Origin of the sequence: Chryseobacterium foetidum (assembly GCF_025457425.1) — a bacterium.
GTDB lineage: Bacteria > Bacteroidota > Bacteroidia > Flavobacteriales > Weeksellaceae > Chryseobacterium > Chryseobacterium foetidum.
In genome coordinates, this window is sequence record NZ_JAMXIA010000001.1 from 1,529,348 (window position 1) to 1,553,221 (window position 23,874).

Annotated in this window: 22 protein-coding genes; 15 read left to right on the top strand and 7 right to left on the bottom strand. The window is 35.8% G+C overall.

Features of this window, described 5'->3' with window-relative positions:
• Positions 1–17: 17 nt before the first annotated feature.
• From NG809_RS07150 to lpxB, 4 genes are all read right to left on the bottom strand, one after another.
• Positions 18–2,030: a fumarate reductase/succinate dehydrogenase flavoprotein subunit gene (locus NG809_RS07150; protein ID WP_262149314.1), complete on the bottom strand. Its 2,013-nt coding sequence runs from the start codon at positions 2,028–2,030 to the stop codon at positions 18–20.
• A 15-nt stretch (positions 2,031–2,045) separates the two neighbouring features.
• Positions 2,046–2,708 carry a succinate dehydrogenase cytochrome b subunit gene (locus NG809_RS07155; protein ID WP_262149316.1) on the bottom strand — a complete coding sequence of 221 codons (663 nt, stop codon included), beginning with the start codon at positions 2,706–2,708 and terminating at the stop codon, positions 2,046–2,048.
• A gap of 145 nt (positions 2,709–2,853) precedes the next feature.
• Positions 2,854–4,629, bottom strand: a complete 1,776-nt coding sequence (locus tag NG809_RS07160) for a ComEC/Rec2 family competence protein (protein ID WP_262149317.1) — start codon at positions 4,627–4,629, stop codon at positions 2,854–2,856.
• 55 nt (positions 4,630–4,684) lie between these two features.
• On the bottom strand, positions 4,685–5,794 hold the full coding sequence (gene lpxB / locus NG809_RS07165) for a lipid-A-disaccharide synthase (RefSeq protein ID WP_262152562.1): 1,110 nt from the start codon (positions 5,792–5,794) through the stop codon (positions 4,685–4,687).
• A 104-nt stretch (positions 5,795–5,898) separates the two neighbouring features.
• Between lpxB and NG809_RS07170 the strand changes: the two genes are divergently transcribed.
• The 15 genes from NG809_RS07170 to ligD all read left to right on the top strand — a co-directional run bounded on the left by NG809_RS07170 (position 5,899) and on the right by ligD (position 20,534).
• The gene (locus tag NG809_RS07170; protein WP_262149318.1) at positions 5,899–6,408 is read left to right on the top strand and encodes a DUF2480 family protein; all 510 of its coding nucleotides are present in this window, start codon (positions 5,899–5,901) and stop codon (positions 6,406–6,408) included.
• 3 nt (positions 6,409–6,411) lie between these two features.
• Positions 6,412–7,668, top strand: coding sequence for a DUF2723 domain-containing protein (locus tag NG809_RS07175; RefSeq protein ID WP_262149319.1), 1,257 nt, complete (start codon positions 6,412–6,414; stop codon positions 7,666–7,668).
• Positions 7,669–7,742: 74 nt separating this feature from the next.
• Complete coding sequence (locus tag NG809_RS07180; RefSeq protein WP_262149320.1) at positions 7,743–8,396, top strand: DUF937 domain-containing protein; 654 nt, start codon at positions 7,743–7,745, stop codon at positions 8,394–8,396.
• A 138-nt stretch (positions 8,397–8,534) separates the two neighbouring features.
• Positions 8,535–9,116, top strand: a complete 582-nt coding sequence (locus tag NG809_RS07185) for a DUF2975 domain-containing protein (RefSeq protein WP_262149322.1) — start codon at positions 8,535–8,537, stop codon at positions 9,114–9,116.
• Positions 9,117–9,149: 33 nt separating this feature from the next.
• The gene (locus NG809_RS07190) at positions 9,150–9,713 is read left to right on the top strand and encodes a DUF2975 domain-containing protein (RefSeq protein ID WP_262149324.1); all 564 of its coding nucleotides are present in this window, start codon (positions 9,150–9,152) and stop codon (positions 9,711–9,713) included.
• Between the two features lie 3 nt (positions 9,714–9,716).
• Positions 9,717–9,920: a helix-turn-helix domain-containing protein gene (locus tag NG809_RS07195; RefSeq protein WP_056035798.1), complete on the top strand. Its 204-nt coding sequence runs from the start codon at positions 9,717–9,719 to the stop codon at positions 9,918–9,920.
• Between the two features lie 14 nt (positions 9,921–9,934).
• Entirely contained in the window at positions 9,935–10,363 is a 429-nt protein-coding gene (locus NG809_RS07200) for an ankyrin repeat domain-containing protein (RefSeq protein WP_262149326.1), read from the top strand.
• 107 nt (positions 10,364–10,470) lie between these two features.
• Positions 10,471–10,905, top strand: coding sequence for an ankyrin repeat domain-containing protein (locus NG809_RS07205; protein ID WP_262149327.1), 435 nt, complete (start codon positions 10,471–10,473; stop codon positions 10,903–10,905).
• A gap of 193 nt (positions 10,906–11,098) precedes the next feature.
• Positions 11,099–12,853: an aspartate--tRNA ligase gene (gene aspS / locus NG809_RS07210; protein ID WP_262149328.1), complete on the top strand. Its 1,755-nt coding sequence runs from the start codon at positions 11,099–11,101 to the stop codon at positions 12,851–12,853.
• A 42-nt stretch (positions 12,854–12,895) separates the two neighbouring features.
• A complete protein-coding gene (locus NG809_RS07215) occupies positions 12,896–13,966 on the top strand; it encodes a hypothetical protein (RefSeq protein ID WP_262149329.1) in 1,071 nt (356 codons plus the stop codon).
• 312 nt (positions 13,967–14,278) lie between these two features.
• The gene (gene recQ / locus NG809_RS07220) at positions 14,279–16,465 is read left to right on the top strand and encodes a DNA helicase RecQ (protein WP_262149331.1); all 2,187 of its coding nucleotides are present in this window, start codon (positions 14,279–14,281) and stop codon (positions 16,463–16,465) included.
• 92 nt (positions 16,466–16,557) lie between these two features.
• Positions 16,558–17,103, top strand: a complete 546-nt coding sequence (locus NG809_RS07225) for a hypothetical protein (RefSeq protein ID WP_262149333.1) — start codon at positions 16,558–16,560, stop codon at positions 17,101–17,103.
• Positions 17,104–17,173: 70 nt separating this feature from the next.
• Complete coding sequence (gene ku / locus NG809_RS07230) at positions 17,174–17,959, top strand: non-homologous end joining protein Ku (RefSeq protein WP_262149335.1); 786 nt, start codon at positions 17,174–17,176, stop codon at positions 17,957–17,959.
• Positions 17,960–17,961: 2 nt separating this feature from the next.
• Positions 17,962–18,564: a DNA polymerase ligase N-terminal domain-containing protein gene (locus NG809_RS07235; RefSeq protein ID WP_262149337.1), complete on the top strand. Its 603-nt coding sequence runs from the start codon at positions 17,962–17,964 to the stop codon at positions 18,562–18,564.
• A 44-nt stretch (positions 18,565–18,608) separates the two neighbouring features.
• Positions 18,609–20,534: a DNA ligase D gene (ligD, locus tag NG809_RS07240; RefSeq protein ID WP_262149338.1), complete on the top strand. Its 1,926-nt coding sequence runs from the start codon at positions 18,609–18,611 to the stop codon at positions 20,532–20,534.
• 1 nt (position 20,535) lies between these two features.
• Here ligD and NG809_RS07245 read toward each other — a convergent pair whose 3' ends face one another.
• From NG809_RS07245 to NG809_RS07255, 3 genes are all read right to left on the bottom strand, one after another.
• Complete coding sequence (locus NG809_RS07245; RefSeq protein ID WP_262149339.1) at positions 20,536–20,997, bottom strand: hypothetical protein; 462 nt, start codon at positions 20,995–20,997, stop codon at positions 20,536–20,538.
• Between the two features lie 3 nt (positions 20,998–21,000).
• Complete coding sequence (locus tag NG809_RS07250; protein WP_262149341.1) at positions 21,001–21,732, bottom strand: SDR family NAD(P)-dependent oxidoreductase; 732 nt, start codon at positions 21,730–21,732, stop codon at positions 21,001–21,003.
• Positions 21,733–22,199: 467 nt separating this feature from the next.
• Positions 22,200–23,750 carry a hypothetical protein gene (locus NG809_RS07255; protein ID WP_262149343.1) on the bottom strand — a complete coding sequence of 517 codons (1,551 nt, stop codon included), beginning with the start codon at positions 23,748–23,750 and terminating at the stop codon, positions 22,200–22,202.
• Positions 23,751–23,874 lie beyond the last annotated feature (124 nt).

A 23,874-nucleotide genomic window follows, 5' to 3' on the forward strand; every position in this document is an offset into this window, starting at 1 on the left:
TATTTATAGGTTGGAGATTATTTGTAACTTCTTGCTTTAACTTCGATGTTTTCGTAAACAAGATCTTCCTTGTGCAGAACTTCCTGTTTGATATCATCTCCCTGATATTCCCAGGCTGCTACATATTTGAAGTTGTCGTCATCTCTTTCTGCCTCACCTTCCGGAGTTGCATGATCTTCTCTGAAATGTCCGCCACAAGATTCGTTTCTGTGCAACGCGTCGATAGCCATCAGCTGTCCTAATTCGATGAAATCTGCAACTCTGAACGCTTTTTCAAGCTCTGTGTTCATCCCTTCAGTTTCACCCATTACTTTTACATTTTGCCAGAAATCCTTTTTTACCTGATCGATTTCAGCAATTGCCTCTCTCAAGCCTTCCGGAGTTCTTCCCATTCCAACCTTATTCCACATGATGTGTCCTAACTGTTTGTGGAAATGATCTACAGAATGTGTTCCTTTATTGTTTACGAAGAAGTTTACTTTGTCTTTAATTTCTTTTTCGGCTGCATCAAACTCAGCAGTATTCGTAGGAATTGCCCCTGTTCTGATGTCTGCAGAAAGATAATCTGCAATTGTGTACGGAAGAACGAAATATCCGTCTGCCAAACCTTGCATCAACGCTGAAGCTCCCAATCTGTTGGCTCCGTGGTCTGAGAAGTTAGCTTCACCAACAACGAAACATCCAGGGATTGTAGACTGTAAGTTATAATCAACCCAAACACCACCCATTGTGTAGTGAACAGCAGGATAAATCTTCATTGGAGTTTTGTAAGGATCATCCGCAGTAATCTTTTCATACATTACGAATAAGTTACCGTATTTCTCCTCGATCCAGGCCTTTCCAAGATCATAAATCTGCTGATCTGTAGGATTGTGAATATGCTTTTCAATAGCGGCTTCTTTACCTTTTTTGATAATTTCTGTAGAGAAATCCAGGTAAACACCTTCTTTAGTATCGTTATTTTCAATTCCGAAACCGGCATCACATCTTTCCTTACCCGCTCTTGACGCAACGTCACGAGGTACAAGGTTTCCGAATGCAGGATATCTTCTTTCCAAATAATAATCTCTGTCTTCTTCTTTGATATTTTCAGGTCTCAGTTTACCTTCTCTGATGGCTACTGAATCTTCAATTTTCTTAGGAACCCAGATTCTTCCGGAGTTTCTCAATGATTCAGACATCAAAGTCAGTTTAGACTGCTGCGTTCCGTGAACCGGAATACATGTCGGGTGAATCTGAACATAACAAGGATTTGCGAAGTACGCTCCTTTTTTATGTATTTTCCACGCCGCAGAAACGTTTGAACCCATTGCATTGGTAGATAGGAAATATACGTTTCCGTAACCTCCAGAAGCTATAACAACAGCATGAGCAGAATGTCTTTCGATTTCACCAGTCACAAGGTTTCTTGCGATAATTCCTCTTGCTTTTCCGTCTACGATTACCAATTCAAGCATTTCGTGACGGTTGTACATTTTCACTCTTCCTTTTCCGATCTGACGGCTTAATGAAGAATATGCACCTAATAATAACTGCTGACCAGTCTGTCCTTTTGCGTAAAAAGTTCTTTTAACCTGAACCCCACCAAATGAACGGTTATCTAACTGTCCGCCGTAATCTCTACCAAACGGTACACCTTGTGCTACACACTGGTCGATAATATTTGCAGAAACTTCAGCTAATCTGTAAACGTTTGCTTCTCTCGCTCTGTAATCACCACCTTTAATGGTATCGTAGAACAGTCTGTATGTTGAGTCACCATCACCCTGATAATTTTTAGCAGCGTTGATACCACCCTGAGCTGCAATCGAGTGCGCTCTTCTCGGTGAATCCTGATAACAAAATGCCTTTACATTATATCCCTGCTCAGCTAAAGTAGCTGCTGCAGAGCCTCCTGCCAAACCTGTGCCTACAACAATAATATCAATTTTATCACGGTTGTTAGGCGCAACAAGGTTCATATGGTCTTTATGATTTTTCCATTTATCCTTAAGTGGACCAGCTGGAATTTTTGAATCTAATTTACTCATATTAGTATATTGAAATTATTGAGTTACGTAATGAAAAACTGCGATGATAATGAATCCTAGCGGAACAATTACCGAAAACCAAAAACCAACAGCTTTGATTACCGGCGTGTACTTTGGATGTCTTGCACCAACAGACTGAAATGAAGACTGGAAACCGTGAGCTAAGTGCATTCCTAAAAGAACGAATGAAATCACATAAAGCACCACTCTCCAGATGTCGTGAAATTTATGGTGAAGCTCGTCCCAATATCTTGTTTCGTCAGGTGTATTGGCCTGAATAAATTTATAATCCAGTTCCGGAAACCAGAAATCGTAAAAGTGTAAAGCAAAAAATGCCAGAATCACAGCACCTGAAATAATCATATTTCTGGAAACCCATGTAGAATTTGCCGAACCGTTGTTGTTGGCATATTTTATCGGACGCGCTTTGTTGTTTTTGATTTCAAGGATGAATCCCATAATGAAATGGAAAAGAATCCCGATGGTAAGCACAGGCTGCAAAGCATACTGAACCAAAGGATTGTAACCCATAAAATGAGCTACTTCATTATAAACATCAACACTGAAAATCGATGTGATGTTTGACGACACGTGTATCACCAAGAAACTCAGCAGAAACATTGCCGAAAGTGCCATTGCATACTTCCTACCTATAGTAGAACTTGTTAAACCTGCCATAATTAGCTTTTAATTTGAATTTCCACAAAATTAAGAAATGTTAACAAGACTAAAAACTGATGAATCTCACTATTAGACAGTTTGTAATCTTTCTAAATAAGATTGATCACAGCCTTTCCACAATAAGATTTCAGGATTTCACAGTTTATTTTAACGGATATGTTTTTCCCTTGAAAACAACCATTTTGGAAGAACGAGGAATTGTCTTGATTTCAAATTCTTCGATTCTGCGGTTTGACAGGTAGGGATTGATAAGATACTGTTGGATTTTATCTTTTTCATTTTCAGAATTCAGCCAAAATTGAACACGGTTTCCCGTTTTTACCGAGACGATTATTTCTTTTTTGTAATGATGCACCAGCAGTTCATCTCTATGATTTTCAATAATATTGAATGAAATTCGGATTATAAAAAATAAGGATACAGCGAGAATCAGATTTGAAATATTTTTCAGGTTAAATTTATCGAGTGTAAATTTCAGCAGATAGACAATTCCGAACAAAACAAAAACCTCAGCCAGATTCATCGGGATGTTTTCAAAAAAGACAGAATCGAAACCGGCAAACCAGTGAATGATTTTAAGTAAAATCTGAATAACAAAATCGTAAATCAGATTTATAAAGTCGAAATCTAAGTTTAAACCAATCAACGCAGTCATCAGAAAAGAAAAAACAATAATCACTTCTGAAAAAGGAACGATGAAAAAATTTGCCAGAATTGAAATCAAAGAAAACTGGTGAAAATAATATAAAACCAAGGGCAAAGTTGCTAACTGCGCCGAGATGGAAATTGAAATGGTATTAAAAATGAGCTTTTTAAAGTAATGATCCTGCCGTGGAAGATATTTTAAAATCGGCTGATTCAACCAATAAATTCCTAAAACTGCGAGAAAACTCAGCTGAAATCCTACATCAAAAATCTGCTGCGTATCGATGATTAAAATAATAAACGCAGAAAGTGCCAAAGAATGAAGTAAATCCGGTTTTCTCTGGAGCAAAACATAAATAAAATATACCGAAATCATAATGCAGGAGCGCACTACGGAATTTCCGAATCCGATGAAGACAGCAAAAATCCAGATAAACAGTAAACTGATGACTATCGCGTATTTTTTAAATTGAACAGACGAAAACCTCATCATCAGAAAGTAAAACATTCCGAAAATAACAACGATATGCGTTCCGGAAATTGCCAGAAAATGCACCAAACCCGAACGGTTAAAATCCTGAACAGTTTCGGAATCAATTTCTGTGCGGTCTGCGAGAATAATTCCCTTTAAAAATTCACGGCTGCGGAAATTCATTTCAGAACGATCAATTTCCTGTAAAGTTTCAAGCCTTTTCTGACGGATTTTTTCTGTTAAGTTCAAATCATTTCTTGGAGCAAAAGAAATTTCATCATTAACAAAACACTGATAATGAATATTTTTCCGTTTTAAATATTTCGAATAATCAAACTGAAAATCGTGCTCGGGAGATTTTGGCTTAACAATGTATGCTTTTGCCCTATAATAATGATTAAAATCCAATTCTTTCTGATCTTTTCCAATACTTACAATTGCGTCAAACGACCTTTCTCCTACCCGAGCCGAAACTTCATATTTTTTATACTTTTCGTTTGAATTTAATTTTTTGGAAACTTTAAAAACAATGGTTTCGTTTGTCTTTAAATTTAAATTTCCAGCATGCAAACTATTGTAAAAGTGAAACGAAATCCCTATTCCGAAAAACAAAGTGGTGAGAAAAACATTCCTGGACTTAAATACAAAATGGTTTTTCAGGAAAAATAATGCTGAAGTTATTAATGAGAAAATTAAAATGAGATAAACAGAATTCTGTTCAAAAGAAAAATAATCCTGAAAGAAAATCCCGAGGATAAAAGAAAGAACCAGAATCAAAAGAGGCTGTCTGTTCAAAATCATTTGTGTTTGAACAAACTAAGTTAAAAAATTTTAGAATATGAAGGTGAAAATACTTCTACTTTTTAAGATTTAAAATAATGTCCGCTGCATTTTCACTTGCTCCTTTTCCTCCTAATTTTTCTCTCAAAAGCTTAAAGTTAATGAGCATCTCACTTCTTTTTTCTCCTTCAGTAACAGAATTCAGTTCACTGACAAGATTTTTTGTTGTAAGTTCACTTTGAATCAATTCCTTCACCACTTCCCTGTCCATAATTAAATTCACAAGCGAAATATATTTGATGTTTTTGACTAATCTTTTGGCGATGGCATAAGAAATTTTGCTTCCACGGTAGCAAACCACTTCGGGAATATTCAGCAAGGCAGTTTCCAAAGTTGCGGTTCCGGAAGTGACCAAAGCGGCTTTCGAACACCTCAGCAAATCGTAGGTTTTATTCGAAACGAAATGCACATTTTCATCCACATATTTCTGGTAAAAAGATTTATCCAAACTGGGTGCACCGGCAATTACAAACTGATAATTCTGAAAATGCGGACGAACAGATAGCATGATTTCCAGCATTTTTTCCACTTCCTGCTTTCGGGAGCCGGGCAAGAGAGCGATGATTTCCTTTTCATTTAAACCATTTTCAGATTTAAAATCATCAACATTAATTTCATCTAAATTTGAAATGGCATCCAAAAGCGGATGGCCAACAAAATGAGATTTTACGTTATGCTTTTGGTAAAATTCTTCTTCAAAAGGCAATATAACCATCATTTCATCCACATATTTTCTGATGATTTCCACGCGGCCTTCTTTCCACGCCCAAAGTTGGGGAGAAATGTAATAAACCACTTTAATTCCCAGTTCCTTGGCAAATTTTGCAATTCTAAGATTGAAGCCTGGATAATCTACCAAAATTAAAACATCTGGTTTATTCTTTTTGATATCTTCTTTGCAAATTTTAATATTATTCAAAATCGTTCTCAGATTCATCGCAACTTCAAGAAAACCCATGAATGCGAGGTCGCGGTAGTGTTTCACCAAAGTTCCGCCCTGTTTCTGCATCAGATCTCCACCCCAAAATCTGAATTCTGCGTTGGCGTCTTTTTCCTTTAAAGCTTTCATTAAATTGCTTCCGTGCAAATCTCCGGAAGCTTCACCTGCGATGATGTAATATTTCATAAATAATGAGTACTGAGCGATGATTGATTTTCTAAATTTCAAATATCAAACCTCAAATTTCAAATTATAATTGAGTAAATTTGCTTCAAAGATAATGATTAAAAATGTCAGAAGAATTTGAAATAAAAAATAAAGTAGCCGCCAGCGGACTAATCAATTTTGACCTTACCGATCTGGTTCCGAAAGGCGCAAGAAAAGGGATTGACCTGAAAGATTTTCTTTTCATGGAAATGGTTTTAAAGGAAAAAGATTTTCGCGAAAAAGTGGCTGCCATCAACGTTGAAGATTACAGAGATTCATTTGTTTATGTTTACAATTCTGCCGATGCGATCGTTCCCCTTTGGGCGTACTTTTTAATTACAGCCAAACTGACTGATGTTACCAGAAAAATCGTTTTCGGAAACCTTGAAAATTTAGAAATAATTTTAATGCACGACGCCATCACCAATCATGATTTTTCTGAAATGGAAGGAAAACGAGTTTTGGTGAAAGGCTGTTCAGATAAATTAATTCCTGAAAATGCGTATGTAGAACTGGTGGAAAAAATTCAACCCATCGTGAAATCGCTGATGTTTGGAGAGGCATGCTCAAATGTTCCTATATTGAAGAATTGATTGATGAATAAGTATTTTACGGGTCTTTTATTATTCTTAATTTTTCTTGGGATTTACACGTGGGGCAGCTTCGCCCGAATTCCCTTTGCCGACTGCGTTGGTTTTGTACTGACAGCTGAGCAGGGTGAATTTACGACTACGGCAACCGCTACATCGCATTTTCTGTACGTAAACACCGCAATTGTAATTAAAGATATTTTTGGTCTTAACGGGATTGATGCTAACAGAGTTCTCGTGAATGTGTCAGCAGCTTTATCTGTGGTTTTTGTGTATTTCAGTGTTCTTTCTTTGAAGGCAAACCATTTAACAAGTGCTGCAGCAGCCGTTATTTTTGGTTTCAGTTTCAGCTTCTGGAGAAATGCTGAAATTCCGGAAGTGTACACGTACAACTGCCTCTGGATTTCTCTTTTTTTTCTATGCACAATCAGAAGTTTTTATACGGATAAAAGATACTACATCGTCCTCAGTGGTTTGTTTTTAGGCATTTCTTTATGGGTTCACATTCAAAATGTTCTTTTAATACCCGGATTTCTGGTTTTCATCTTTTTCTTCAGAAAGTACAGAAAACAAGCTATATTGTCTTTATTGCTTTTCTTGGTTTTGTTTGCTTCTCTTTTTGTTTTGAATTACTTTCAGGGATTATCATTAAATTCTCCCTACTCATCAGAACAAGGGAGATGGGTGGAAGACTCCTTCAAAAAAACACTCAGTCAATATCTTACAGATTTTATAAAATCTATTTTTTATCTTCTTTATAATTATACAGTTTTTATTTTTTTCGGGATTATTGGCATTATTACGCTGTATAAAAATAACAGAGAAATGTTTTTTGTTTTCCTTACCTCGTCGTTTTTCGTGTACGGATTTTCAACATTCTATGCAGTTACCGATAACTATGTGTTTTTTCTGCCTTTCAACATTATTTTCGCAATTGCCATTGGCTATGGGCTGATGCACAGACAGAATTTATTCCCAAAAATTTCTTTTGCCGTACTTGTGATCCCAGCATTTTACATTTTATCTTATTGGATTGCAGCACAAACGGATAAGGGAAAAGAGTTTGATGATTTTAAAAGCTATAAAGGCGGTTTAGCTTATTATTTATTACCATGGATGAATGATAATGCAGGAATTATGGAATTTGTTATCGATAAAAAAACCGCGCCTGAAGCAGTGAACTGGATGACGGCCTCAGCAGAAGAATACGCAGAACTTTTGAGATCTAAAGGGTACACTGATAAGGAAATCAGGAAATTGTAGATTCTTCAAAGAATAATACCACAAATCATTATTTTTACTAAATTTGACATCTAACAATAAAATTTAAACACAATATGAGTTTATTAGACCTTTTAACAGGAAACACAGGAAATCAGGTTGCCGAGCAGGCAGAAAACAAATTCGGAGTAAGCAAAACTCAGATTTTAGCACTTCTTGCAGTGGCTGCGCCATTAGTAATTTCTTATCTCAGAAACAAATCTCAGGATGCGAAGGAAGCAGAATCTCTAAACAACGCTTTAGATAAAGATCACGACGGAAGTATCTTGGATGACGTTTCGCAGGCAGATGCAAGACAGGGTGAAGGCGGTTCTATTCTTTCGCACATTTTCGGAAACGATAAAAATACCGTAGAAAATAATCTCTCGCAAAATACAGGGATTTCTATGGATAAAATAGGACCAATTTTAGCAATGCTTGCTCCGGTAATCATGGGCTATATTGGTAAAGAAAAACAACAAAACAATGTTGGAGCCGGCGGTCTTGGTGATCTTTTGGGAGGAATTTTGGGTAATGCTCAGAACCAGTCGCAGGCATCAAGCGATCCTTTAAGTAATATCTTAGGAAGCGTTCTTGGTGGCGGTGGCGCACAATCTTCAGGAGGCGGACTTGGCGATATCCTTGGAAGCGTTCTTGGCGGAGGCGGAAATAATAACAAGCAAGGAGGCGGATTGGGAGATATCTTAGGAGGTTTCCTTGGTGGAAAGTAAGAACGATTAAAACCAAATACAGAATACCGGAGATTTTTTCTTCGGTATTTTTTTTGTTCTAAATATTTTAAATTTTAATAAATAATTATTTTTTTACGATAATTAATTATATATTTGCAATAATAAAATATTAAAACAATGAAATTAATCGGACCAAAATCTATCTCCACAGGATTATCCTATCTTTTTTTATCAGTATTTATATTTCTTTTATTATATACCATTTACAAGAGTTTTTTGTTAAGCATAGGTTGGTATAATTACACTTACTCTGAAAATCTACTACCAAATTTGGTTAAGACGGGAAAAGCTCCGGCGGACAACCCCACTGATCTTCAAACCTATTTAAAATTTAGATTTCCATTTTTTAAAGAATTTGTGCATACGTATCTCAATGGCAAAATTTCTTTTGTCTCTGTGTTTACAAATGTGTTCTCCACTTTGTTTTTTTTCTTTGCCTATAAAATATTTAGAGAACTAAACAAACCAACACTTTTTAATAAGAAAATTATTAAAAAGCTAAAGGCTTTTTCAATAATCAATTTCATTTATGCGCCAGTTTATATTCTATCTATAAAAATATTGTTCAAAACAGGTCTTGAAAGTTCAATGATAATCTCTTGTTTTGCTTTTACATTTTTAGGGCTAATCTCCTATTTCATAATGGTATTTTTTCAAAACGCATATCAATTACAATCTGAAAATGATTTAACCATTTAAAATTATTTACCAATATTTCATAAAATTAAAATCATGAAACTTTTAGGAAAAAACTCCCTGCTCTATTGGCTGAAATATCCATTTGGAATCTATACACTAGGATTTACACTCATTTCAATCTGGATTTTAGGTTTAATGTCAGTCTACGCTTTTACCTACTCTACCAACCAATTCATATCACTTGACAGTTGGACTAATGGAAACCACAATAAGCAAATCAAATCTGAAATAGTGCAGTTTCATTATCCGTTTACAAAAATGGTTCTGGCAACAGAAAATTCAGTTGAAGGAGTTTCTTTAGCATTTTTAGGATTGGCGTCTCTCTGCTTTATTTTAATTGTTGTTTTTAAAATTTTAAATGAACTTTCCAAAGACAATTTTTTCACAGAAAGCGCGGTGAAGAATTTTAAAATCCTGGGATTCGGGCTCATTGCTTTTGGAAGCATTCATCTTGCTATCGATTTACTGACCTCATCACAAAGATTTGATTATACGCCACCATTTCTATTCATCATCACCGGATTGATTTTTATTTTCCTGAAAGAAATTTTTGCAAAAGGGAGAAAAATTCAGGAAGAAAACGACTTAACCATTTAAATTATGCCAATCATCATCAATGTAGACGTCATGTTGGCGAAAAGAAAAATGCAGTCTCAGGAACTCGCAGAAAAAATAGGAATCACACAGGCAAATCTTTCCATTTTAAAAACAGGAAAAGCAAAAGCCGTAAAACTGTCAACTCTGGAAGCCATCTGCAAAGCACTCGACTGCCAACCCGGAGATATTTTAGAATTTAAACCTTAAAATAATTTTATATAATGAAAAAACTATTATTTACGCTTGTTGCTATAGCAGCATTCAGCATTATATCAGCTCAGGAATTATCTGATGAGCATAAAAAAATGATCAGCTATGATGATACCGAAGACTTCGCCAAACTTGTTAATAAAGAAAACATCAACCTTTGCTATAAAACCAAAGATGCATCGTATTCACTTTTAGCATTGGCGATAAAAGCTGACCGTCCAAAAATGTTCCAAAAACTACTCGACAATAATGCCGATCTTGAAAAAGTATGTGACGGAAAAACGCCGCTAATGTTTGCGGCAAAATATGGAAATACAGAATTTGCTAAAAAATTAATTGAAAAAGGCGCCAACAAATCTGCTAAGACGGAAAGAGGTTACACCGCTCTGGACTATGCAAAAAAGTATGAAAAACCGCAGATCATCAAACTTTTGGAATAAAAAATTCCTGAGAAAATTACATTTATGCTTTGTCTCTTTGTAAGTTGCATCAAATTTTATCAAAAAAAATCTTTAGATTTGTAAATAATAAAGAAAATAAATGATTTATGAAAAATATAGTCTTTACCCTTTTTGCTGTTGCAGTATTTTTTGTTTCAAATCTTGCTCATGCACAACAACTTACCGATAACCAAAAGCAAATTTTCAATAATGATAATGTTGAAGAATTTATAAAAGTATTTTCTTCAGATTACAACAAATGCATTACCGTCAAAGACGAATCTTTTACACCACTTGCATACAGTACCAGACATCATAAAACTAAAATTTTCAATTTTCTTGTTAAAAACGGCGCGAATGTAAGTTTAGCATGTAATGGCAATACCCCTTTGATGGAAGCTGTGAAATTTAACGCTCCAGACCTTGCAAAAACACTTTTGGAAAAGGGCGCTGACAAAAGCATTAAAGACAGCAGAGGCAAGACTGCTAAAGATTACGCTGCAGAATATAAAAGAACTGAAATTTTTGATCTTTTAAAATAAAACTCATCAATAATCTATATTTAAAAACTTCCTTCGGGGAGTTTTTTTTTGTTTAAAAAGCCCTCGAAAATCTTATCTTTGCACACGAAAATTCAAAGTTCAAAGTTCAATCATTCAAAGTTGATATACTGAACTTTAAGCCCTGTAATTTGAACCTTGAATTTTAAATATTGAATTTTAAATCAAATAAAGCATGTTTCGATCGCACACAAACGGAGAATTGTCTCTGAAAAATCTTAATGAAGAAGTTACACTTTCGGGATGGGTACAGACCATTCGTGATAAAGGATTTATGATTTGGATAGATCTTCGGGACCGTTACGGAATTACGCAGTTGGTTTTCGATCAGGGCCGTTCTACAGCAGAGCTGATGGAAAATGCAAAGAAACTGGGACGTGAATTTGTCATTCAGGTTTCAGGAAAAGTGATTGAAAGAGTCAGCAAAAACCCAAATATTCCAACAGGAGAAATTGAAATTTTAGTTGAAAAATTATCTGTTCTGAATGAATCTCAACTTCCGCCTTTTACCATTGAAGATGAAACGGATGGTGGTGAAGAATTAAGAATGAAATACAGATATCTCGACATCAGAAGAGCTCCGGTAAGAGATAAACTGATCTTCCGTCACAAAATGGCGCAGAAAGTGAGAAATTATCTTTCAGACGAAGGTTTTATCGAGGTTGAAACGCCCGTTTTAATTAAATCTACTCCGGAAGGAGCGAGAGATTTCGTTGTACCAAGCAGGATGAATCCGGGACAGTTTTATGCATTACCACAGTCACCACAAACTTTTAAACAATTGTTGATGGTCGGTGGAATGGACAGATATTTCCAAATCGTGAAATGTTTCCGTGATGAGGATTTGAGAGCTGACAGACAGCCGGAATTCACCCAAATCGATTGCGAAATGGCATTTGTAGAGCAGGAAGATATTATGAATGTTTTTGAAGGAATGACGAAAGTTCTTTTGAAAGACATCACCGGAAACGAATTCGGAGATTTTCCGAGAATGACTTTCGCCGATGCGATGCAGAAATACGGAAACGACAAACCGGATATCCGTTTCGGAATGGAATTCCACGAGCTGAACGATTTAACAAAAGGAAAAGATTTTAAAATATTTGATGATGCAGAATTGGTTGTCGGAATCAATGTTGAAGGTATTGCAGATTACACCAGAAAACAAATCGACGAATTGGTGGATTGGGTAAAACGCCCACAAATCGGTGCAACAGGATTGGTTTGGATTAAATTCCAAAATGATGGTGTTGTGACTTCTTCGGTAAATAAATTTTATAACGAGGAAGACTTAAAGAAAATCACAGAAGAATTCGGAGCAAAAGCGGGAGATCTAATGTTCGTAATGAGCGGAAACGCAGACAAGGTAAGAACGCAACTTTCCGCTTTGAGAATGGAACTTGGAAACCGTCTTGGTTTAAGAAAAGGAAACGAATTCGCCCCACTTTGGGTGGTAGATTTCCCATTATTGGAATTTGATGAAGAATCCGGAAGATACCACGCAATGCACCACCCTTTTACCTCACCTAAAACCGAAGATTTCCACCTTTTGGAAACCGACCCAGGAAAAGCAAGAGCCAACGCTTACGATTTGGTCTTGAACGGAAACGAAATTGGTGGCGGTTCTATCAGAATTTTTGATAAAGATTTACAGTCAAAAATGTTTGACTTGTTAGGATTCTCAAAAGAAGAAGCAGAAGCGCAGTTCGGATTCTTAATGAACGCCTTCAAATATGGCGCTCCGCCTCACGGAGGTTTGGCTTTTGGATTCGATAGGTTGGTCGCGATTCTGGATGGAAATGAAGTGATTCGAGATTACATAGCTTTCCCGAAAAATAATTCCGGACGTGATGTGATGATTGATGCACCGGCTTCGATTGCTGTTGAACAGCTCGATGAACTTGAACTGAAATTAAATTTAAAAGCATAAATTAGAAGCGGAGATTATTCTTCGCTTTTTTAATAATTCCAAATGAAAAAACTACTACTCAAACTAAATTTCATATTCTTTCTCATAGGATATTTCAGTTCCGCTCAGGATTATATCGTTGAAAATGATAAATTAAAAGGAAAAATAAAGTCGATAAATTTATTTATTATTGAATATGGTAATAAAGAAAAACCTGTAGAGCAACAGACTTTTGACGCAAAAGGAAGACCACTTATCACAAAAAAATACAGTGAAGGATATTTGCGCAGCGAAGAAAGAAATCAGTATAATCCCAACCAAATTATTACCACACTCTGCGAATCTTGTGGAGAAAATCTAGACCGTTACTTTTCTGAATTTTCTATTAAAGGAAATGACAAAGATCCTTACGCGGGCTATGGTACAAACGATCCCAGTGCAAGAACAAAAACTTTCAAAACTCCGGATAAGAAAGGAAATATCGTTTTAGAGAAGTTCTACAATTCTGAAGGATATCTTATTTCTACTTCAAAGTCTGTTTTTAATCTTGCTTCAAAGAAACTTTCAACAGAAAATTACAGTTCTGAAAACGAATTGCGTTCAAGCGAAAAAAATGTGTACAATAAAAGTAATTTAATTACGGAAACAATCAGTAAGAGTGAAAACAAATCTGAGTTGAAAATGAATTATTCATACGACAACCAAGGTAGAATAATACTTGAAAAACAAAATTACAACAACAGTATCTCTGAAACTTCCTATCGATATCTGAAAGAAAAAGATACCACTAAAATTTTGAAATATTCTTCAAATTCATCAGGAGAGAAAAGGCTGCATCATATTGAGAAAAGCTATCCTCAGCTTCAAGGTAAAATAGTAGAAAAGCAGAATGTATTCGATAATAAATTGGGTAACAAAAGGGTGTACGAATATGACGAAACCAAAAAGTTGACTGCACTGAAATATTTTAATGAACAAAATGAGGCGATTAAGGAATTGCATTACACGTATGATAAAACCGGAAATTGGAATGAAATCAATATTTCGGAAACAATCAACGTAACTTATGATAAGGAAGAACCCAGAAAAGAAATTCAGAAAACCAAATATATCAGAAGGATTGAATATTATTAAGTAAAAATCTTAATCATAAATTTTTCAATGATATTTTAAAAGATTTTACGCAATGTCGATGGATGATATTTATAAAAGTTCCAATATACTTATGCTTTATAAATCTAACTTTTCAAATATCAGATTTAAAGGGGTTCATGGAAAAAAGGTAACAAAGTAAAAATAGCCGCTTCTGTAGTGCAAGAAATTTAAAATCACCTTTTTCGATTTCAAAAAAATAATAAACCTCATATTTTAAAAAATTATGAGGTTTTTAAACTTTTAAATTTAACCAAATTTGATTAATTTTACTCAAACACAAAATTTTAATTGATGAAAACTCCCCTCCAAATCTTACAGCAATATTTCGGCTACGAAAACTTCCGCCTCGAACAGTCCAACGCAGTTGAAAATGTAATTGCGAAAAAAGACACTTTTGTTTTAATGCCAACCGGCGGTGGAAAATCACTTTGCTATCAGGTTCCGGCTTTGGTTTTGGAAGGAGCCGCCATCGTGATTTCTCCGTTGATTGCGTTGATGAAAGATCAGGTTGATGCCCTGCGCGTGAACGGAATTTCTGCGTCGTACATCAATTCTTCGATGTCTTCTTTTGAGCAAAATGAAACTATAAATCAATTAAAAAACGGCCAGCTCAAACTTTTGTATGTCGCACCCGAAAAACTGAGTGCAGATAATGGTGCGTTTCTAAAATTGTTGAATGATGTCGACATTTCCCTGTTCGCGGTAGATGAAGCGCACTGTGTTTCGCATTGGGGTCACGATTTCCGTCCGGATTATTTGTTTTTAAATGGTTTAAAAAAACAGTTTCCAGAAATTCCAATCATCGCTTTGACGGCAAGTGCAGACGAAATCACGAGGAAAGACATCATCAAACAACTGAATTTACAACAGCCTTTGGTTTTGATTTCTTCCTTTGACAGAGCCAATATCAAATATTTTGTCCAGCCGAAAAAGTCTGTTCTTCAAAATATCATTCAGTACCTCAATGAACATCCGGACGACTCGGGAATTATCTACTGTTTATCAAGAAAAGGAACTGAAGAAATGTCGAATAATCTGAGAGAAAACGGTATCAACTCGGCTTTTTATCACGCCGGACTTTCTTCTTTAGAAAGAGCAAAAGTGCAGGAAGATTTTTTGAAGGACAAAACCCGTGTAATGGTGGCTACAATTGCTTTTGGGATGGGAATCGATAAGAGTAATGTCCGTTTTGTGATGCACGCAGATTTGCCTAAAAATATAGAAAGTTACTATCAGGAAACGGGAAGAGCCGGAAGAGATGGCTTGCCGAGTGAAGCGATTTTATTTTATTCGAATGCCGACGTGATAAAATTGAAACGATTTGCAATGATAGAAGGCAATGAGGAGCAATCTGAACTGATGCTGCGAAAGCTGAAACAGATGTCCGACTTTGCCGAAATGCAAAAATGCAGACGACAGTATCTTATGGAATATTTCGGCGAAAAACACGATGGAAACTGCAATTCCTGCGATTATTGTCTGAGTGATTTTGATACCTTTGATGCAACGGTTGATGCTCAGAAATTATTGAGTGCAGTCTACAGATTGAAAGAACGTTATGGCAAAACAATGATTATTGACTTTCTGCGGGGTTCCCAAAGTGCGAAAATCACAGATTACATGCGCAATTTACCGACCTACGGCGTTGGAAATAATCAGGATAAAAACTACTGGCAAAACTTAATAACTCAGTTGCTCATCAAAGGTTTTCTGTATGAATCGAATGAGGAATTTTCTGTTTTAAAACTGAATGAAGAAAGCAAATCAGTTTTATTTAGAGATAAAAAAGTAATCTTCCAGAAAGTAAAAGAACGGGCAAAAGCTGTCACCGTTGCAGAAATAGAAACGGATTATTCCGCGCCCGACATCGATGCAAATGAAGAACTTTTTGCAGAACTGAAAACTTTAAGAAGGGAAATTGCCGAGCGTGAAAATGTTCCGCCTTACGTCATCTTTTCTGATGCGACTTTGCTGGAATTATCATCTTATCTCCCCAATTCAAAAGCAGAACTGAATCAGATCAGTGGGTTCGGAGCTTTTAAAATTGAGAAGTACGGCGAAATATTTCTTCCTACAATCATTGAGTTTTGTATTAAGAATAATTTGAGCAGCAAAATTACGGAGAAGAGGCCTAAAAAAGCACGTGAGCCAAAGAAAGCAGCTAAAAGTACATCAGGAACTTTCGCCACCACTTTTGAACTGTATAAACAAAATCACAGTGTTGAGGAGATCGCCAAACTGAGAAGTCTGTCGGTAACTACAATTCAAAATCATCTGTCGAAATTTGTTGAATCCGGAGAAATCGAAGCCAGTACTTTAATAGACGTCAACAAAATTGCACCGATTATTGAAATCGCAAAAGGCCAAACCGTTCAATCTCTGAAAGTGATTAAAGAACAGTTAGGCGATGACTTTTCATACTTTGAAATTCATGTTGCAATTGCTTACCATAAATTGCTGCAGAAAGATGTTACTTAATTGTCTGATGCATTAGATTATTTAAAATATATTTTAAAAACCTGCCAGAACGGAGTGATCCCATCCTTAAAATAACAAATTAGATCAGAAATATGAATCCCACAATTCTAAAATATAACACACCCACTTCCGGGGAAATCACCAAGACCATTTATCAATATGAATTCAAAAGGCTTTGGAAAAAAAATCTGGATGGAAATAATAAAAATTTATTCTTTGCAGTTGCCTGTTTAATTCTTGGTTCATACACTTTTATTTCTGATGATTTCGTTTTAACAAGTTTCTTTGCAGGAGCAGGACTGATTGTATTTTCAAATTATTTAACCCATGCCCTTTCCTACAGAAAATCCAAAAAAAAATTAAAGGAAATAATTGATAAGGACATTTCGGATTTGAAATTAAATTCTAACGACGTGATCTGGGAGTTTACACCTGATCATTTTATGTTTAAAAATTATAAATCTGAGTTAAAATTTATTTGGAGTGAAATGACCTATTGTGTTGTAGATGATCAGTTTCTCTACATTACAGCATCTTCACGACTCAATTTTATTTTAGACAAAGCCAACGTAGACGAAGAAAACTTAAATAAAACCATTCAGTATCTGGAAGAAAAAGCTCAGTTTAAAGAAATATAATAAACTTCTTCCTAAAAATGTACTAAATCACACGGCACAATCATTGTAAGTTTTACAGAAAAGAAAGACAATGAAAGCAATTTGGAACGGTGCCATTGGTTTTGGCTTAGTCAATATTCCTGTGAAGATTTATTCTGCTACAGAAACCAGCAAACTGGATCTCGATATGCTGGATAAATCTGATTTTTCTAATATTAAATTTAAAAGAGTTAATGAAAAAACGGGCAAGGAAGTCAAGTGGGCAAACATTGTAAAAGGTTTTCTGATCGACGATAAATATGTTGTTCTCGAAGATGAAGATTATGAAGCCGCCAGTCCGGAAAAAACAAAAATTCTGGGCATCGAACATTTCGTTAAAGAGGCGGAGGTTGATTCTGTCTACTTTGAAACTCCTTATTTTCTCGAGCCACAAAAGAATGGTGAAAACGCCTACAGACTCTTAATTAAAGCATTGCAGCAAACTAAAATGGTCGGTATCGGAACTTTCGTTTTGCGTGATACTGAGGCAATCGGGTTGATTCGTCCATACAATGATGATGTTTTGGTTTTAAACCGTTTGAGATTTGATCAGGAAATAAGGGATTACAAACAGCTGAAAATTCCCGCCAAGAAAGCGCCGAAACCAGCCGAACTGAAAATGGCAAAAAATCTGATCGAGCAACTTTCTGAGCCTTTTGATCCGACTTTTTATAAAAATACCTATTCCGAATCACTGCTTAAAATCATTAAGAAAAAAGCGAAAGGAAAATCAGTTAAAGTGAAAAAATCTGAACCTGCAAAACAGGGTAAAGTAATTGATTTAATGGCACAGCTGAAAGCCAGTTTACAAACTCCAAAATCTAAAAACGCTTCCTGACCATGGCTCTTAAAGACTACAACGATAAACGGAAATTCGATAAAACCACCGAACCCAAAGGAAAGACAAAAAAGAGTGATGACAAACTTATTTTTGTAATTCAACGTCATGCTGCGTCACGGCTTCATTACGATTTCCGTCTGGAGATGGAAGGTGTTCTGAAAAGCTGGGCTGTTCCGAAAGGACCATCACTGAATCCTGAAGACAAGCGTCTGGCGATGATGGTGGAAGATCATCCGTACGATTACAAAGATTTTGAAGGAAATATTCCCGAAGGAAATTATGGTGCCGGACAGGTAGAAATCTGGGACAGCGGGACATACGAGCCTTTGGACGATACGAGCAGACTTTCAGATGAAAAAGAACTTTTGAAAGAATTAAAAGGCGGTTCGCTTAAATTTATTCTTCACGGTAAAAAACTGAAAGGAGAATTTGCTTTGGTTAAAATGAAAAATGCCGAAAACAATTCATGGCTTTTAATTAAACATAAAGACAAATTTGCCAAAGATGAATATGATGCTGAAGAAAACGTATCACCTAAATCGTTAGTTTCAAAATTCATCGAGGAAAAAAAAAACCTAAAAAGCAGCAAAAAAGAGAAGTAATCACTTCGGAGACAAAACCAAAATTCCAGCGCTTCAATTCTTTGGTGGATGAGAAAAAACTGGAAAAATTCATTAAACCAATGCTTGCAAAATCTTCTGATGATGCGTTTGACGATGAGGACTGGATTTTTGAAATTAAATGGGACGGATACCGTGCCGTAGCCGATCTCAGTAAAAAACAGCCGTTATTTTATTCCCGAAACGGAATATCATTTATATCTAAATTCAATTCTATCACCGAAGATTTTAGTCAGCAGAAACATCACATGATTTTGGATGGTGAGATTATAGCTTATGACGAAAACGGAAAACCCAGCTTTCAGCTTTTACAGCAGATTGGCGACAATCCGGATTTGGCTTTAACCTATCAGGTTTTTGATCTTTTGTGGCTGAATGGTCATTCTACCGAAGAACTTCCTTTAATTCAACGAAAAGAGCTTCTGAAAGACGCGTTAATTGAAACGAATCTGATTAAATTCTGCGATCACGTTCCTGAAAAAGGAATTGAGTTTTTTAATCAAATGAAAAAAATGGAGCTTGAAGGCATGATTGCCAAAAGAGCCGACAGCGTTTACACCGAAAATTCCCGAAGCACAGACTGGCTCAAAATAAAATTCACAAACACCGAAGAAGCGATCATTTGCGGTTTTACCGAGCCCAAGGGTTCAAGGCAAGGCTTTGGTGCTTTGATTTTAGGGAAATATATAAACGGAAAACTGATCTATTCCGGACATACGGGAACAGGCTTTAATAATGAATTGTTGAAGTCTCTTTATGCGCGGTTGAAAAAATTAGTGGTAAAAACTTCCCCGTTTGACACGATTCCCAAAACCAATATGCCCGTGACATGGACAAAACCTGAATTGGTCTGTGAAATTAAATTTTCGGAAATCACCAAAGACGGAATGTTCCGCCATCCTGTTTTCGTGGCACTTCGTGAAGATAAGGAAGCGAAGGAAATCAGCAATTCAGTTAAAAAACCTGCTCAGAAAACTTCAAAATCCAAAACTATGACGACAAAGAAAGCATCCGAAAAGTCAGAAGATGAAAACGAAAAAGACAGTGAAATTACACTGAACCGACATAAAATAAAACTCACCAATCAGGATAAAATCTATTTTCCGAAAGATAAAATAAGCAAAGGAGATGTCGTGGATTATTACCAATCGGTAGCGGATTATATTTTACCGCATCTGAAGAACCGACCGCTTTCCCTCAACCGTTTTCCCAGCGGAATCGATCATTCCGGATTTTACCAGAAAGACGCGGGAGATTCTTTTCCGGACTGGATTAAAACGACCAAAGTTCACTCTGAATCCACCGATAAATACATTGATTACGCCATCTGCAATGACAAAGCAACGTTGGCTTATCTGAACAATTTGGGCTGCATCGATTTTAATCCGTGGAACTCATCACTTCCCGATCTGGATCATCCCGATTATCTGGTTTTAGATCTCGATCCGTCAAAGAAAAATACTTTTGACCATGTGATCGAAACAGCACAGCAAGTGAAGGAAATTTTAGATTTAATTAAAATAAAAGGCTACTGCAAAACTTCCGGAAGCACGGGAATTCACATCTATATTCCGATGGGCGGCGGTTACGATTACGATCAGGTGAAAGATTTTGCACTAATTCTGATGCAACAGGTTCATGAAAAACTTCCAAAAATTACAACGCTGGAACGCAGTCTGCAAAAAAGAGACAACAAAAAAATCTATCTCGACTACCTTCAAAACCGACAGGGACAAACTCTAGCCAGCGTCTACAGCCTAAGACCGAAAGAAGGCGCAGCTGTTTCAATGCCGATTGAGTGGGATGAACTGAAAAAAGGTTTGAAACCCACAGACTTTAATATTGAAAATGCTTTGGAAAGAATTAAGGCAAAAGGTGATTTGTTTAAACCCGTATTAGGGAAGGGAATTGATATGATGAAGGCGTTGGAGTTGTTGCAGGATGTTGAGTAAATTATTCCTCTAATTCAGCAATAATTTTCAAACAATAATTAATAGATGATTCATCCCTGAGACTATTCATTAATAGATATAGATTATTAACAATACCATCAATCGACAAAACTAAACCATTTTTAAAAAATTTTCTTTGCATTACCTGTATTGCTAAATCATGATATAAATATTCCAAATATTCCGCATTATCAATTTTGGCAAAGCATTCACAGAAGACATACGATGATTCGTATTTCCCCTGCAATTCATATTCTGTAAAATTTAAACAATCTGCTACGAAATGTAATTCGTGATCATCCCATGTAAAAACTTCTTCTACAAAATCATCTTGTTGTTTTGGCGTTAAAGTATCTAAAAACTTCACAATAAATGGGAAATGATCATACTCATAGTATTCTTGAGGTTGATCCAGACTGATTGCGTTGATGTAGTTTTTGATTTCTAAATAGTGATTATCCATAATTTAAGGCAATTTCGCCACCAAGCCTTCCGGCAGAATTTTTAAAATAAAATAAATCATTTTCCACTTAAAATTGGGAACGATGGTGAAAGAATTTCCGGCATCAACGACATGTCTTGCCACATAATCAGGTTCCATCAGAAGATTTTTATTCAATTCTAAACCCGCATTGATTTTAGTATTGATGTATCCGCTGACCAAAACGTTCACTGTAATATCTCGTTGAGCCAACTCCTGTCTTAAACCTGCCAGATAAGTCGTGAACGCAGCCTTTGTACTTCCGTAAACAAAATTACTTTTCCTTCCACGAACACCCGAAAGTGAAGATAGCCCGATGATTCTTTCTAAATTTTTATTAGACAAATCCATTGCAACAATATTCAGAATAGAAACACCGCCAATGTAATTGACCTGCATCATTTGTTGAGTTCCTTTAAAATCTTTTAAAGCATCAGTGTTTTCAACTAAAAATCCTGCAGCGTAAACCACAATGTGAGGTTTGACCAAAAGTTCATTATAAAATTTTTGGTGTGAATCAAAATCTGCTGCGTCAAAATATAAAACCGTGACCTTTTCTGATAAATTATTTTTCGCAACAAAATCTTTCAGAGAATCTGTACTTCTGGAAGCGGCGGCAATCGCAAAACCTTTTTCAGCATATTGCAAAATACACTGCTTTGCCACATCGGAATTGGCACCAAGAATGAGAACGGTTTTGGTTGTGTTTTGATTCATTGGGCAAAGATATTTTTTAAAATATGGTTTTACAAATAGTTGTTTGCATTAAACACAAATTTCAGAAATAAGCGCAAATCTAATTCATCATTTGAACAATCTGCATTTGAAAAATTTTAAGCAAAATTCAAATTATTTATACTTATTAAAACGATTGAAATATCTAAAAAACAGTGATCATCACTTAGAAACCGACAGGAAATCTTCCGAAGACCTGTTTTATTTGTCCGAAGCTTAAAAGCAGCGTTCCGTAGCATTAAAGTAGCATTCCGTAGACTCAAAGCAGCGTTCCGTAGCATTGAAGTAGCATTCCGTAGACTCAAAGTAGCGTTCCGTAGACTCCGGGAAGGCTACTTTCAGGCTTCGGAAGAGGGATTTTTCTTTACGGACTATTTTTCAGGTTTTTATGATAATGCAACTGAAAATAATTACGGATACAGCTGATTTGCAGTGACGAATCCGATGATTTATAAAGATACTTTCAGGAGTTGTTTTTTCGTTCCTTTTCTTCCGATGAAGAACGTAGAATTTCCTGACAGAGCGCCATTGGAGACCATAAATGGAACTTCATTTTCTTTGTCATCCAAAATTTCCTGATAATCAAAATCGCCGTTTTCGCTGATTTTGATTACATTAAGATTGGATCTTTTAACGCCCGTCTGCCCAAACTGAATTCTGTCGTTGCTTAATTTTTTCACTTTTTCACCTGTATTGATAAAAAAGTAGGCATCGTTTCCGACAGCGGTGGATGTGTAGGAAATATAAGCTTCATCATCGCCGGTTTTCTGTCTTTTATTAATATTCCTTGCCCACACAATTTCGCCGTTTGAATTGATTCTTGCGCTTACAATATCATCATAATGATAAATCATCTGCGTAGAACCGCCACCGTAGGGCGATGCGTAATAATACGAAGTGATATAAAATTCTTCTGCATTAAAAATGATATCTCCATTTGGAGTCGTAATTATTTTTCTGAAGAAAAGATTTTTCAGTTCTTTATCTTTGTCTGTACCGTATTTATCGATCATAAACTGCTCGGTAAAAGGATTGAATTTTACTTTTTTCACCTCTAAATCTGTTGGGTTCAGTTCATAATAACAGATTCCTTTGAACCTCGTATCTTTTCTGTCTGAATAGAAACCAAGACAAATCAGGCGGTTATCCAGAACAATGGTTTTTAGAGAGGCGGCAAAATGTTCGTTGGAATCAAAAACCTGTGTTTTCACATTTTCTCCGGTGATGCTGGTCAGTTCGTACTGGTATTTTCCTCCTTCTTTTTTCTTCTTCTGTTCATCGGTGTATACTTTTCCGAGAACGTAGATTGTTTTTCCGTCTTTGGAAACATCGATATTTTCGTAAACGAATTTCCGGTCTTTAATATCTCTTTTAAAGGTATGATCAATATTTTTGTTAAGAGACTGATCAAAAACAAACATCTTGTGTGTTTCCACATTTCTGTCTTTAATATCGACAGTTACAGCAAACGCAGTTCTGTCTTCATTTACAATCATTCTTGCGCCCGAATCTCGGTCAAAAACTCCGAAACCGAGAAAAGCAAACTGCTTAATCTCATCACTGTTCACACGGAACAGTTCATTTTTTTTGAAATTAAAGTCGTTGATGTTGGCAGTCATCGAGGAGCAGATATAGGCTTTCTGATCTTTCTCGTACATAAAATCGATGATATTTACATTTTCGCCATCCATAATAATTCCTAGAACAGAGCTTTGTCTCACAGCTTTTGAGTATTTTAATTCATATTCAAATTCCTTGATCAGTTTTAGATTGGCGTCGTAATGTTCGAAATAATAACCCAAACCTGTTGAGAATGCACCGCCAACATACGAGCGGACAACAACTACTCCACCTTTTCCGTCATCTTCCACCAAGGCGATTGACGAATGTTTGTATTCATCTTTAAAAACAGAACTTTTTTTAATATCAAACGGAATTTTCTGTGCAAAAGAAATGAAGCTTACGAAAGCCAAAACAAAGCAGAGGAGATTTTTTTTCATGGAAAAATAGTTTATCAGCAGCAAAGATATTTTTTTAACCTATATATCCATCATATTTTAATTAAAATTGCAATATTTATCAGTATTAATTAAATATTGTTCAAAAGATTAGTCATCTTACTTT